The sequence below is a fragment of the Microbacterium galbinum genome, assembly GCF_023101185.1.
GTDB lineage: Bacteria > Actinomycetota > Actinomycetes > Actinomycetales > Microbacteriaceae > Microbacterium > Microbacterium galbinum.
This window is the reverse complement of the sequence record NZ_CP078077.1, coordinates 2,691,913-2,705,214: the sequence shown is the minus strand read 5'-3', so window position 1 is coordinate 2,705,214 and position 13,302 is coordinate 2,691,913. Positions and strand designations below refer to the sequence as shown.

The following is a 13,302-nucleotide window of genomic DNA, read 5'->3' as shown; positions in this document are numbered from 1 at the left end:
TTCGTTGCGCCGAGCCGGAGCCCTGCCCAGGAGACCATCGATGACCCTCTCACGACTCGCCGCGCTCACGGCCGACCCGCGTTCTTCCTTCGTGCTGATCGCGCGCGATGGCGCCGACACCGTCGAGCTGCTCACCGGAGAGGTGGTCGACGTCGATCTGCTCGCCGACATCCCGCTGACCGTCGACGGCGCCGCCCGCGAGGTGTTCGCCCTCGTTCCGTATCGCCAGGTGCGCGAGCGCGGTTTCGTCTCGCAGGACGACGGTGCGCCGCTGCGCTGCATCGTCGTCGACGAGCATCTGCACCTCCCGACGCCCGACCTCCTCACCGCGCTGCCCGAAGCGCGGGTCCCCCTACACGACGACGGCTTCGACATCGCCGACGACGAGTACGCCGCGATCGTCGAACGCGTCATCGCCGACGAGATCGGCCGCGGCGAGGGCGCGAACTTCGTCATCCGGCGCGACTTCACCGCACGCATCGACGTCGACGAGCGCACCGCGGCCCTCACCTGGTTCCGCGCACTGCTCACGCACGAGCGCGGCGCCTACTGGACTTTCGCCGTCTTCACACCCGGTCACATCGCCGTCGGCGCCAGCCCCGAGGCGCACGTCGTCGCACGCGACGGAATCGTCACGATGAATCCGATCTCCGGCACGTTCCGCCACCCCGCGGGAGGAGCGACCAAGGAGACACTGGTCGACTTCCTGTCATCGACGAAGGAGACCGAGGAGCTCTTCATGGTCGTCGACGAAGAGCTCAAGATGATGAGCGCGGTCTGCTCCGACGGCGGTCGCATCACGGGGCCGCACCTCAAGGAGATGTCCCGGCTCACGCACACCGAGTACATGCTGCGGGGCCGGAGCCGACTCGACCCGCGCGACATCCTCCGCGAGACGATGTTCGCCCCCACCGTCACCGGGTCTCCCATGCAGAACGCCTGCGCGGTGATCCACCGGCACGAACGCGAACCGCGCGGCTACTACTCCGGCGTCGCCGCGCTCTTCACCCCGAACCTCGACGGCGGTCATGACCTCGACGCCCCCATCCTCATCCGCACCGTGTATCTGAAGGGCGGGGAGGTGCGGGTGCCCGTCGGGGCGACGCTCGTGCGCCACTCCGATCCGCACGGTGAGGTCAGCGAGACCCATGGGAAGGCTGCCGGTGTGCTCGGCGCCATCGGGGCGATCGATCGGGACCGTGTCGCCGAGCAGCGCAGCGATGCGGATGCCCCGGGCGCCCCGCTGACGCTCGCCGACGACCCCACGGTCGCGGCGCTGCTCTCCTCGCGGAACGCACGCCTGGCGGATTTCTGGCTGAACCCGCAGGGCGATGACGATTCGGGTCCGTTCGCCGGGCGCACCGCACTCGTCGTCGATGCGGAGGACCGCTTCACGACGATGCTGGCGCATCAGCTGCGGCACCTGGGTCTCGACGTGCGGATCGCCACGTGGAGCGATGTGCACGACGCCGATATCGACGCGGTCGACCTGGTCGTCGCGGGTCCCGGGCCGGGAGACCCGCGCGACACCGAGAGCCCGCGCATCTCGCGGATGCGCGGCGTCGTCGCGCGCCGCCGCTCGGCGGGGGCACCGCTCCTCGCGGTCTGCCTCAGCCACCAGATCCTCGCCGATTCCCTCGGCATCGCGCTGACCCCGCTGGATGCTCCCCACCAGGGTCTGCAGAAGTCGGTCCCGGTCTTCGGCGAGGACGCGTCGATCGGCTTCTACAACACGTTCACCGCGCGGGTCTCCCCCGGTGCGACCGTCATCGGCGACGCCGAGGTCTCGGCCGATTCCACCAGCGGTGCCGTCTACGCTCTGCGCGGGCCGCGCTTCTCGTCGGTGCAGGGGCACCTCGAGTCGATCCTGTCGCGCGACGGCATCCGCACCCTGGAACGCCTCGTCGCTCACGCACTCCGCTGAGCGGACCCCCTACTGCAGGAAGTTCACCGGGTTGAACAGATCGGCGAGGAGCAGAAGTGCGCCCATCCCGATCAGCAGGACCGCGACCACGACGGTGAGCGGCACCAGCTTCGTGGCGTCGACCGGTGCGGGTGGCGGGCGACGGAACAGGCGCGCCCATCCGCGCTTGATCCCCTCCCACAGCGCGACGACGATGTGACCGCCGTCGAGCGGCAGCAGCGGGATCAGGTTGAAGACGAAGAGGGCGATGTTCAACGAGCCGAGCAGGTTCAGCAGCACGGCGAAACGGTTGAGCACCGGCGCATCGGTCGCGGCGACCTCACCGGCGAGCCGACCGACGCCGACGACGCTGAGCGGTCCGTTCGGATCACGCTCGCTCCCGGTGAACAGGGAGACGCCGACGTCCCAGAGGCGCACGGGCAGCGTCGCGATCAGATTCGCGACACGGCCCACGTTCTCGATGGCCATCTGGGGTCCGACCGACAGCGGCTGCGGGACGTAGCCCATCTGCGCGAACATCCCGACGTAGCCGACCTCCTTCACCACCGGATCCCCGGCGTCGTCGAGGATCGGGCGGCCACTGGCATCCGTCAGCGTGCGCTCGGCGACGATCGGGGTGATCTCGAGGTTCTGCTCGGTGCCGCCGCGCCGCACGACCACGTCGAGCGTCTCGCCCGGCGCCGCCTGCACGATCGCGGTGGCCTCCGCGAAGGTCGACACCGGGGTGCTGTCGATCGAGACGAGGATGTCGTTGGGCAGGATCCCGGCTTCGGCCGCCGGTGAGGCCGGGTCGTCGGCCGTGCACTCGGTCTGCGACGAACCGGCCGGCAGCACGCACTCCGTCACCGACGAGATCGTCGTCGTGCCCTGCTGCAGTCCGATCCCGGAAGCGAGAACCGTGAAGATGAGAAGCGCCAGAACGAGGTTCATGAACGGCCCGCCGAGCATCACGATCACGCGCTTCCAGACCGGGAGCTTGTAGAAGACGCGGTCCTCCTCGCCCGCCGCGATCGTCTCGTCGTTCGCGGCGCGCGCGTCCTGGACGAGCGACCGGAAGATCCCTGTTGCTGCGCGGGAGTTCTTCGAGGCCGGGTACATGCCTGACATCGAGATGAACCCGCCGATCGGCAGCAGCTTGAACCCGTACTCCGTCTCGCCGATCCGGCGCGACCAGATGCGCGGCCCGAAGCCGATCATGTACTGGCCGACGCGCACGCCGAAGAGTTTCGCGGGCAGGAGGTGACCGATCTCGTGCAGTCCGATCGAGAGCGCGAGCCCGACCAGCATGAACAGGATGCCACCCACATAGAGCAGGGTTTCCACGCGCCAACGCTACTGCCTGGAGCCTAGGAATACGCCCGGCACGTGAGATCATGGAAGAGACATGTCGATTGAACAACAACCGAGCCTGCCTCCCGTGCTCCGCCCCGCGAACCCGCCCCGGCGTCAGCTGTCCGAACTCGCCTCCCGATTCGCTCGCGACACGCGCGGCGAGCTGCAGGGGGTGGCCGTCAGCGGCATCACCCTCGCGACCGCCGACCTCCGCGCGGGAGAGGCCTTCGTCGCGATCCGGGGCGTGAACCGCCACGGCGCCGAGTTCTCGGCCGCGGCCGCCGAGAAGGGAGCGGTCGCGATCATCACCGACGACGACGGCGCCGCGATCGCCGAGTCGGTCGGCCTCCCGATCCTGATCGTCGACGATCCGCGCGCGGTCCTGGGCGACCTGAGCGCCTGGGTCTACGGCACCGGGGCCGACGATCCGCTCCCCCTGCTCTTCGCGACCACCGGGACCAACGGCAAGACGAGCGTCTCCCATCTGCTCGCCGGCATCCTCGACCAGATCGACGTCGTCACCGGGCTCTCCTCGACCGCCGAACGGCACATCGCGGGCGAGGTCATCGTCTCGCGACTGACGACGCCCGAAGCATCCGAGTTCCACGCCCTCCTCGCCCTCATGCGCGAGCGCGAGGTCGAGGCCGTGGCCGTGGAGGTGAGCGCCCAGGCGCTCTCGCGCCACCGCGTCGACGGCATCCACTTCGACGTGGCCGGCTTCACCAACCTCAGCCACGACCACCTCGACGACTACGCCGACATGGAGGAGTACTTCGAGGCCAAGCTGCCGCTCTTCCGCCCCGACCGGTCGAAGCGCGGCGTCATCTGCCTCGACTCCCCCTCCGGCGCGATCGTCGTCGAACGCGCCGAGATCCCGGTCGTGACGGTGGGCACCCCGCTGATCGCCGCCGACCCGGAGGCCGCAGCGAAAGCGGACTGGGTCGTCACGATCGACGACGAGCGCGCCGCCGGCACCACCTTCACCCTCGCGGGCCCCGCGGGAACCCTGACGACGACGGTCCCGGTGATCGGCCCGCACATGGCCGCGAATGCCGCACTGGCGATCGTGATGCTCCTCGAAGGCGGCTACGCCTGGGAGCGGATCGTCACGGCCCTCGAGCGCGACGGCGGCATCCGCGCGTACCTGCCCGGGCGCACGCAGCTCGTGTCGGGCGAACGCGGCCCGGCCGTTTTCGTCGACTTCGGCCACTCCCCCGACGCGTTCGAGAAGACACTCGCCGCCGTGCGTCGCGTGACGCCGGGACGCGTCGTCATGCTCTTCGGCGCCGATGGCGACCGCGACGCGAGCAAGCGATTCGACATGGCCCGCACGGCCGTGCAGGGCAGCGACATCCTCGTCGTGACCGATCACCACCCCCGCTTCGAGGATCCCGAGTCGATCCGTGCGACGCTGGTGGCGGGCGCACGGCAAGCACGTCCGGATGCCGAGATCCACGAGTACTCGCCGCCGGAGACGGCCATCGTCGCCGCTGTCGAGCTCGTCGGGGACGGCGATGCGATCCTCTGGGCAGGGCCCGGGCACCAGGACTACCGCGATATCCGCGGTGTGCGCACGCCGTACTCGGCCAGGGAACTCGCTCGCCGCGCTCTGCGCGCGGCCGGGTGGCCGGTGCCGGACTCGCGTTGGCCCGTGCCCTACCCCGACGAGGACTGAGGCTCAGGCGGCGGCGATCAGCCGGTCCGCCTTCTGCCGCGCCCAGAGCTCGGCCGCGGCGAGCGACTCCACCGTGAGCTGCTCGGGCGGTTCGTGCGCATCCACGACGCGGGCGATCGTGTCGACGATTCCCAGGAACGGCAGTCGTCCTTCGTGGAAGGCGTCGACCGCCTGCTCGTTCGCGGCGTTGTAGACGGCTGGGAACGTCGCTCCCGCACGTCCGACGGTCTTCGCGAGCGCGACGGAGGGGAAGGCCTCCTCGTCGAGAGGTTCGAACGTCCAGGAGGACGCGGTCCTCCAATCGAGGGGGCGCCCCACCCCACCGACGCGGTTCGGCCAGTCGAGTCCCAGCGAGATCGGCAGGCGCATGTCGGGCGGCGATGCCTGGGCGATGGTCGAGCCGTCGATGAATTCGACCATCGAGTGCACGATCGACTGCGGGTGCACCACGACGTCGATGTCGTCGTAGGCGATGCCGAAGAGCAGGTGCGCCTCGATGACCTCGAGGCCCTTGTTGACGAGGGTGGCGGAGTTGGTGGTGACCATGCGCCCCATATCCCAGGTCGGGTGGGCCAGGGCTTCGGCCGGCGTGACCTCGGCGAGCTCCTGCCGGGTGCGCCCGCGGAAGGGACCGCCGGATGCCGTGACGACGAGTCGACGCACCTCCGCGTGCGTTCCGCTGCGGAGCGCCTGCGCGATCGCGGAGTGCTCGGAGTCGACGGGCACGATCTGCCCGGGCCGTGCCGCGGCGAGCACCAGCTCGCCGCCCACGATGAGGGATTCCTTGTTCGCCAGGGCGAGCGTGCGTCCGGCCTTCAGAGCGGCGAGTGTCGAGCCGAGGCCGATCGATCCCGTGATCGCGTTCAGCACCACGTCGGCGTCGACGTCGCGCACGAGCTGCTCGGCCTCGACCGCCCCCAGAGCGGTGCTCTCGACACGGAAGCTCTCGGCCTGCTCGCCCAGCATCTCTGCGTTCGAGCCTGCAGCGAGACCGACCAGTTCGAAACGGCGCGGGTTGGCACGGATGACGTCGAGCGCCTGCGTGCCGATGGAGCCGGTGGAGCCGAGGACGATGATGCGCTGCATGTCGTCAGCCTATGACACGCCCTCGGCTCCGCGGCTTACTGCTGGACCTGCTCCGGCGGGGTGGTCGCGAGGATGTCCACGACGAACACGAGGCTCTCGTTCTGGAGCTCGTTGCCCTCGCTCGCGCCGTACGCCTCGGACGGCGGCATCGTCACGATGACCTGCGATCCGACCTTCTGGCCTTCGAGCGCCTTCTTGAAGCCGGTCACGACACCCGTCGTGGGGAACTGCGCCGGGGCCGCTCCGCGGCTCCAGCTGGAGTCGAACTCTTCCCCGTCCGACCACTTGATGCCGCGGTACTGAACAGTGACGAGATCACCCTCGGCGACCGTCGCGCCGTCGCCCTGCTTCAGGACCGCGACCTTCGTCTCGGCCGGAGCGTCGCCGTCCGGGAGAGTGATGGTGGGGGCGCCGTCCGCGTCGAGCTCGACGGTGGGCATCCCCGCTTCGGGCTCGACGTCGGTACCCGATGCGATGGTCGGGAGCTTCTCGATCGTCTGGACGTAGAGCACGCTCGGGTTCAGGCCCTCCTGCGAGGCGGGGAGGGTGAGCACGACGCTCGACCCGACGGGGAGGCACTCCGCTGCGACCGTGAACACGGTCGACTGCGTGGGGTCGGAGATCTGCTGCTGCTGCGAAGCGAGCAACGCGGAGAGGATGCCGTCCGGGCCGCGCTCGGAGCTGCTCAACACCTCGTTGGTCGTCGCGTCGACGAGCTGGTAACGCAGCGAGACGAGGTCGCCGGGAAGCACCTCGTCGCCGTCGCCCTCGGTGATCACCGAACGCTCGGGCTCGGTGATCTCGGTGCCTGCGGGGACCGTCACCTTCGCGTCGCCGTCCGTTCCCTCGACCGTGACGGCGTCGGATCCGGCACCGGATGCGAGGTCGGCGAGGCACGACGTCGCTCCCGCGGTCTCCTCCGGCGTGGCCGAGCTCTCCGGCTCAGCGCTGCCGGAGCAGCCGGCCAGCAGAAGGGTCGCCGCGGCGACGGTGGACAGGAGGAGGAGCGGAAGCTTGCGCACAGTTGAGCCTTCGAGATCGCGGGCGGGACGCTTCATCCTCTCGCATTTCGCTTGGCCCGCGCTGGGAGACGCGACACAACCGCTTCATTCCAGTGCCGGCATGGATCTCGGAGTAGCCTTCTCTGATGACCTCTGAGCCGTCCGTGGACCCGGAATCGTCCCCCGCAGAGACCGCAGAGACCTCGAAGTCAGCGGAGCCTCGTCACGCCGGATTCGCCTACGCGCTGGGGCGCAGCATCATCAGCCCGCTCGCCCGGCTGATCTATCGTCCGCGCGTCGAGGGCAAGGAGAACGTCCCGCGCACCGGGGCCGTGATCTTCGCCAGCAACCACCTGTCCTTCATCGATTCCATCGCGATCCCGGTTGCAGCCCCCCGTCCGGTGCATTTCCTCGCGAAATCCAGTTACTTCGAGGGCACCGGCGCCAAGGGCTGGCTCAGCAAGACCTTCTTCGAATCCATCGGAGCCATACCGGTACGCCGCGGTGCCGGACAGGCTGCTCTGGACGCACTCGACCTGCAGCGCCAGCTGCTCGATGAGGGACTCGCCGTAGCGCTCTACCCGGAGGGCACCCGTTCCACCGACGGTCGGCTCTACAAGGGCCGCACGGGCGTCGCTTTCCTGGCTCTGCAGACCGGAGCGCCCGTCGTCCCCGTCGGGCTCATCGGAACCGACAAGGTGATGCCGGTCGGCGCGAAGATCCCCACGACGAAGGAGCGCATCACGGTGCGTTTCGGCAAACCCCTCGATCTCGCCCCGCACGGTCCGGCGACGAGCGGTCGAGCGCGTCGTCTCGCGACCGACGAGATCATGGCCGCGATCCACGCACTCTCGGGCCAGGAGCTCGCCGGCGCTTACAACGAAGCTCCCGCGCAGGGAGCCATCGAGAAGATCAAGCAGGCACTGCCGCACGAGCGCCGCTGACGGTCGTCGAGCGCTCAGCCGAGGGCGGTCACCGTGGCCTCGTGCCGCACGGGGAAGTTCATCGAGTTCGCGATGAAGCACCACTCGTTGGCCTGCACGTGCGCGCGCTCCGCGGCCTCGATCATGGAAGCGTCGGCGACGACGACCTGCGGGTGCAGCGTGACCTCGGAGAACGCTCCGCCGCCCGCGCCGTCTTCGCGCATCGTGCCGGTCGCGTCGTCGCGGTAGGAGAGGACGACCACGCCCGCGGTGACGCACGCGTGCAGGTACGAGAGCAGGTGGCATTCCGACAGCGCTGCGACGAGGAGGTCCTCGGGGTTCCATCGCGCGGGGTCGCCGCGGAAAGGCTTGTCGGCGGATGCGAGGAGCATCGGCTTTCCCTCGACGGAGATCTCGACGTCGCGCCGATAGTCGCGGTAGCCGCTCGTGCCGGTCCCGGTGTTACCGGTCCAGATGCTCGTGAGCGCATAACGGTGCTCTCCGAGGATGCGCGTTGCGTGTTCTGCCATGCTCCCCAGTGTGCCACCGCTCGCCGACACTCCCGGCGCCGCACTCGCTTCGGCGACTCGTCGGGCGGCGGGGATAGTCTGGACGGGTGCTGGAGACTCTCACCGTTCAGGATTCCGTCGAACTCGCCGTCGTAGAGCGGAGCGGCTTCGTCGAGTCGCGACACGCGGGAGCGGCGGTGGTGCTCTCCTCCGAGGGAGAGGTGGTCGCGCGTCTCGGCAACGCCGATTCGCTCATCCTGCCGCGCTCCAGCATGAAGCCCCTGCAGGCGGTCGCCTGCATCACGGCGGGAGCCGCGCTCGAGGGCGAGCACCTCGCTCTGTCGACGGCGAGTCACATCGGGACCGATCGGCATGCCGCCGCGGTGCGGGAGATGCTGACGGCCGGCGGTCTGAACGAAGACGCGCTCGCCTGCCCGCCGGCCTGGCCGAGCGATCAGGCGACCCGCGACGAGATGGTGCGGGAGCACGGCCAGCAGGCGAGCGTGCGGATGAACTGCTCGGGCAAGCACGCCGCGATGCTGCGGGCCTGCATCGCCACCGGCTGGCCCACGGAGGGGTATCTGGAGGAGGGCCACCCTCTGCAGGCGCACATCCGCGAGGTGATCGAGCGTCTCACCGGCGAGAAGATCTCCCACACGTCGATCGACGGCTGCGGCGCACCGGTCTACGCGATGACGCTGACGGGCCTCGCCCGCGCGATCCACCGGATCGGCACGGCATCGGATCGCTCGCCGTTCGCCCTTCACCGCGTCGCCGGTTCCCTGGTGCGCGCGGTGCGCGAGCACCCCTGGACCATCGAGGGTCCCGGGCGGCCCGACACCGTCGCCATCGAGAAGCTCGGAGTCTTCGCCAAGGGAGGCGCCGAGGGCGTCATGGTCATGGTGGCCCCCAACGGCACGACCGTCGCCCTGAAGATGCTCGACGGCGGAGCACGCGCATCGACCATCGTGGCTGCGACGCTGCTCGCGCGAGCCGGGGCACTCACGGATCGTGATGTCGCCGACCTGGCCGACGCGCTCTCGCTCGACGTGCTCGGCGGCGGACAGCCGGTCGGTCGGGTTCTCGTCTCCCCCGGTATCTGACGCCTCATCCCCGACGTTCCCGCAGGCTCCGTCGTGTGCGGGGCTGGTCCGCCGGCGGCTGCGCACCGACGCTCGCTGCCGTCACCGGCGCGGGCTCACGTCTCCAGGTTTCCCGCTCACCGAGGAGCGCGGGAACCACGAGTCGCCGCGGTGCCTCGGCTCCGCGCACCGCCCACACCCGTCCGGCGTGAAGCCGCGCGAACGGCGGCAGTTCCCGGTGCCCGACCAGCTGCCGGAGATCCGAAGGCCGCTCCGCGCGGATGAGCACCTCGCCGTCCGTGCGGACGCGCTGCCAGAGCGACCACTCGCGCTGCCAGGCATCGGCATCGCCGAGAAGGACGACCGGCTCGTGTTCTCCGCCCGGGGTCTGCGTGAAGCCCTGCCCCGCACCGATGACGGCCCCCGACCCGATCACGCTCACCCGCGCGGAGGGGTACGCCTGCTGAACCGCGGAGACGAGCGACGCGGCCCCGGCCGTGACGATGGCATGGAGCCCCGCTCCCGGCTCCCAGCGCTCCGGCCCCTCGCCGCCGATCGCGCGTCCGTCACTCGCAGCTCCGTCGGGCTTCCAGAAGAACTGCGTCTCGTGGCCGTCGAGGCGAGCACGACCGGGGGGACGACGCTCGTCGAACGTCGCGCTCTCGCCGCCGGCGGCGACGTGATCGACCCTGCTCGCGGCGCGCAGCAGCGCTCGGCGCGGCAGCGCGTCGAGCACGCGCCCGACGGCTCCGCTCGACCGCGTGGCAGTGATCACGACGCTGCTCCCGGTCGCACCGCGCAGGATCTGCTCCCACCGCTGCACCAGAGTCTGCGCATACTCGGGCGGCAGCTCCGCGGCACGGGCATCGAGGTCGTCGCAGAGGACGAGCGCGGGCATCCGTGTCCGTCCCTCAACCAGCGACTGGACGACGTCCCACATCCGCTCCGGGTCGGCGGGGATCCACAGCGCCTCCGGGACCTGTGCGGCGAGCACGCGGAGAGCGGCGGTGCGCCCCGACCCGGGAGCGCCGATCACGGCGATCCCGCGATCCTGGCCCGCCCGGATGACGAGCCGCGGCTGCTCCTGCGACTCCGGGACGTCGGCGACTCCCCAGAGGATCTCCGAGTTCCCCGTCCTCGTCGCATCCTCCGGCAGCGGGATCACCTCGGCGAGCGGAAGCAGCCAGGGACTCGCGGGCCTGGGCAGGTGCGCCCAGCGATTCGCCACCCCGCTCAGGTCGTCCTCACGGGTCAACGCGACGCGAAGGGGTTCGGCATCGTCGTCCTGCGGGCGGCGCACGAGGCAGAGGCCTCGGGCGCTCACTCCCCCGGGGATCTCCGCCGCGGCCGCCGTCCCGATCATCGCGCGGCTGTCGGACGGATCGCTGACCCGAAGGCTGAGCCGCAACGGGCAGTTCGCGGCGAGGGAGTCCCTCACCACCCCGGAGGCGCGTTGGGTGCCGAGGATCAGATGCATCCCCAGCGCGCGGCCTCGCGCGGCGATGTCGGTGAAGACGGCGCCGAGATCCGGATGGTCCTGTAAGAGGGCCGCGAACTCGTCCACGACGATCAGGAGTCGCGGAATCTCCACGTCGGCGATATCGCGCACACCGGCTGCGGCGAGAGCGCCCTCCCGACGGCGCAGTTCGGCGCGCAGGCTCTCCACGCCGCGTCGCGCTCCCGCCTCGTCGAGATCCGTCATGACCGCGGTCACCTGGGCCAGCGCCCGGAGCGGTTCGAACGCCGTCCCGCCCTTGAAGTCGGCCAGGACGAAGTTCACTCGCTCAGGGCCGTACGACGCGGCTATCGCGGTGACCCAGGTCACCAGGAGCTCGCTCTTGCCGGTACCCGTGGTGCCGGTGACGATGGCGTGCGGACCGTCTTCGACGATGTCGACCTCTCCGTCCGCACCGGCTCCTCGACCGATGACCGCCCGCAGTCCTGATTCGGCCGGTGTCTGCACGAGCTGAGCGAACTCCACCGCCTCCGGCACGGCATCCGCCTCGTCGTCCGAGGCGAGTCGGCGGGCGGCGATCGTCTCGAATTGCTGGCGGGAGACCCCTTCGGCGGCGATCGTGACGACGCCTTCCGGGGTTCGAAGCGTGGCCTCCCGCGGCTCCTGCAGATCCAGGACGGTGAGGATGCCGTCGGGTACTTCTTCGCCGGACCGCGCCAGCCAGATCGTCGCGTCCGCTTCGACCTCCCGGATCGACGCGGGTCCGACACCGAGGCGGAATCCTCGCCGGAGGGACGACGAGTGCGGAAGCCCGGCGTAGTCCCCGTCGGGGAACCCCTCGCCGACGAGCTTCAGCTGTCCCGGCGCGAACCGCAGAGAGAGCTGCAGTACCAGCGCACGCGCCACTGCGAGGGTGAGAGGCTGCGGGCCCCGCACGCAGATTCCCGCGCCCAGGGGAACGATGATCGGTGCGGACTCGAGCACACGCGCACGTTCCTGGAGTTCACGTGCCCGCTCACCGTCACCACCGGTCGTACGGATGATGCTGGCGACAGCACCGGAACCGACCACGACGGGCGTCCTCGCCTCGGGCGGCTCCGTGCCGCGCAGCGGCGGTTCCTGCGTGCAGGTGGCCGCGTCGGGGTGCTGGCCCCAGCGGCGGTGTCTCTCCTCCCCGTGCAGCGCGGAGAGCTGTTCCTCCGCCACCGCCCATGACCGCTCATCCTCCTCGAGGATGCGTCGCTGTTCCCGACGACGACCGCGCCCCGAATCGACGAGCGAGGCCACCATCATCACGGGGCCGAGCGCGGCGAAGCAGAGGGAGAAGAGCGAGCCGGTGATCAGCCAGAGAACGACGCCGGCGACGACGGGCATACCGGCGGCGAGGAACGGCAAAGGGGCGCGTCGAGGCGGGACCTGCGTGGCCGGCAGCACGATCGGGAGGGGATCCATGCCCTCCATTCGACGGCATGGGGATCGGCGGAGGGTCTCCGCTCACAGGCGATCGGGGCTATTCGCCGTTCTCGTCCGGTGTGGAGGAGGAGTCCGCAGGATCGGTCACCTGCACGATGATGACGGTGACATTGTCTCGGCCGCCGTTCTCGAGGGCCGCGGCGAGCATCGCGTCGACGGCCGGCCCCGGTTCGGGGTTCTCCCGTAGGAAGTGCTGGATGCCGTAGTCGGTGAGCTCCTTGGTGAGACCGTCCGAACAGATCACGAACCGATCGCCGGCGCGGACCTCGATCGTCAGGTAGTCCGGCGGCGTCAGCTCGCTCGCCCCGACCGCCCGTGTGATCACGTTGCTGTAGGGATGCCCTTCCGCTTCCTCCGGGCTCAGCTTCCCCGCCGTGATGAGTTCCTGGACGACCGAGTGATCGGTCGTCACCTGCACGAGGCGATCGTCGCGCAGGAGGTACACGCGTGAGTCGCCGATGTTCAGCGACACCCAGTGCGGCTCCCCGTCCTGAAGCTCCAGGAACACGCCGGTCAGCGTGGTCCCGGTTCCCTCGTCGGTGGTCTCGGGGTGATCTGCGATGTCCGCCACCGCGAGCTCGAGCGCCTTCTCGATCGCCGGCCGCTCCACGGATCCGTCATCGACCAGTGCCTGCAGCCGCTGAACCGTGCTGCGGCTGGCGATCTCGCCTCCTGCGTGTCCACCCATTCCATCGGCGACGATGAACAGCGGATACTCCGCGAGGAATGCATCCTGATTCGTGTCGCGACGGCGCCCCTGATCAGTCGTGCCCGCCCAGGAGAGCAGCAGCGGGCGCTGCGCGACCGTGACGCTACGCGTCGTCGTTGTCGTCTCAGCCAC

At 70.0% G+C, this 13,302-nt stretch carries 10 protein-coding genes; 4 read left to right on the top strand and 6 right to left on the bottom strand.

Features of this window, described 5'->3' with window-relative positions:
• Window positions 1–40: 40 nt before the first annotated feature.
• Window positions 41–1,924: a chorismate-binding protein gene (locus tag KV396_RS13035; protein ID WP_247955982.1), complete on the top strand. Its 1,884-nt coding sequence runs from the start codon at window positions 41–43 to the stop codon at window positions 1,922–1,924.
• 9 nt (window positions 1,925–1,933) lie between these two features.
• Here the strand turns inward: KV396_RS13035 and KV396_RS13030 are convergent, their stop codons facing one another.
• Entirely contained in the window at window positions 1,934–3,247 is a 1,314-nt protein-coding gene (locus KV396_RS13030; protein WP_247955981.1) for a M50 family metallopeptidase, read from the bottom strand.
• Between the two features lie 61 nt (window positions 3,248–3,308).
• On the opposite strand from KV396_RS13030, the gene KV396_RS13025 reads away from it, so the two are divergent.
• Window positions 3,309–4,931 carry a Mur ligase family protein gene (locus KV396_RS13025; protein ID WP_247955980.1) on the top strand — a complete coding sequence of 541 codons (1,623 nt, stop codon included), beginning with the start codon at window positions 3,309–3,311 and terminating at the stop codon, window positions 4,929–4,931.
• 3 nt (window positions 4,932–4,934) lie between these two features.
• On the opposite strand, the gene dxr is transcribed toward KV396_RS13025, so the two are convergent.
• Window positions 4,935–6,017 (bottom strand): 1-deoxy-D-xylulose-5-phosphate reductoisomerase, encoded by a 1,083-nt coding sequence (gene dxr, locus KV396_RS13020; RefSeq protein ID WP_247632425.1) that lies wholly within the window; start codon window positions 6,015–6,017, stop codon window positions 4,935–4,937.
• Window positions 6,018–6,052: 35 nt separating this feature from the next.
• Window positions 6,053–7,039 (bottom strand): FKBP-type peptidyl-prolyl cis-trans isomerase, encoded by a 987-nt coding sequence (locus tag KV396_RS13015; RefSeq protein ID WP_247955979.1) that lies wholly within the window; start codon window positions 7,037–7,039, stop codon window positions 6,053–6,055.
• A gap of 125 nt (window positions 7,040–7,164) precedes the next feature.
• Here KV396_RS13015 and KV396_RS13010 point away from each other — a divergent pair, with 125 nt between their 5' ends.
• Window positions 7,165–7,962: a lysophospholipid acyltransferase family protein gene (locus tag KV396_RS13010; protein WP_247622768.1), complete on the top strand. Its 798-nt coding sequence runs from the start codon at window positions 7,165–7,167 to the stop codon at window positions 7,960–7,962.
• A 14-nt stretch (window positions 7,963–7,976) separates the two neighbouring features.
• Here KV396_RS13010 and KV396_RS13005 read toward each other — a convergent pair whose 3' ends face one another.
• Complete coding sequence (locus KV396_RS13005; protein WP_247632427.1) at window positions 7,977–8,471, bottom strand: OsmC family protein; 495 nt, start codon at window positions 8,469–8,471, stop codon at window positions 7,977–7,979.
• Window positions 8,472–8,557: 86 nt separating this feature from the next.
• Here KV396_RS13005 and KV396_RS13000 point away from each other — a divergent pair, with 86 nt between their 5' ends.
• A complete protein-coding gene (locus KV396_RS13000) occupies window positions 8,558–9,553 on the top strand; it encodes an asparaginase (RefSeq protein WP_247955978.1) in 996 nt (331 codons plus the stop codon).
• 4 nt (window positions 9,554–9,557) lie between these two features.
• Here the strand turns inward: KV396_RS13000 and KV396_RS12995 are convergent, their stop codons facing one another.
• Window positions 9,558–12,440, bottom strand: a complete 2,883-nt coding sequence (locus KV396_RS12995; protein ID WP_247955977.1) for an FtsK/SpoIIIE domain-containing protein — start codon at window positions 12,438–12,440, stop codon at window positions 9,558–9,560.
• 58 nt (window positions 12,441–12,498) lie between these two features.
• Window positions 12,499–13,302, bottom strand: coding sequence for a PP2C family protein-serine/threonine phosphatase (locus tag KV396_RS12990; protein ID WP_247632430.1), 804 nt, complete (start codon window positions 13,300–13,302; stop codon window positions 12,499–12,501).

Excerpts from the sequence above, each read along its gene's own strand:
- KV396_RS13035 (WP_247955982.1), top strand. The coding sequence starts at position 41 with ATGACCCTCTCACGACTCGCCGCGCTCACGGCCGACCCGCGTTCTTCC.
- KV396_RS13025 (WP_247955980.1), top strand. The coding sequence starts at position 3,309 with ATGTCGATTGAACAACAACCGAGCCTGCCTCCCGTGCTCCGCCCCGCG.
- dxr (WP_247632425.1), bottom strand. The coding sequence starts at position 6,017 with ATGCAGCGCATCATCGTCCTCGGCTCCACCGGCTCCATCGGCACGCAG.
- KV396_RS13010 (WP_247622768.1), top strand. The coding sequence starts at position 7,165 with ATGACCTCTGAGCCGTCCGTGGACCCGGAATCGTCCCCCGCAGAGACC.
- KV396_RS13005 (WP_247632427.1), bottom strand. The coding sequence starts at position 8,471 with ATGGCAGAACACGCAACGCGCATCCTCGGAGAGCACCGTTATGCGCTC.
- KV396_RS12995 (WP_247955977.1), bottom strand. The coding sequence starts at position 12,440 with ATGGATCCCCTCCCGATCGTGCTGCCGGCCACGCAGGTCCCGCCTCGA.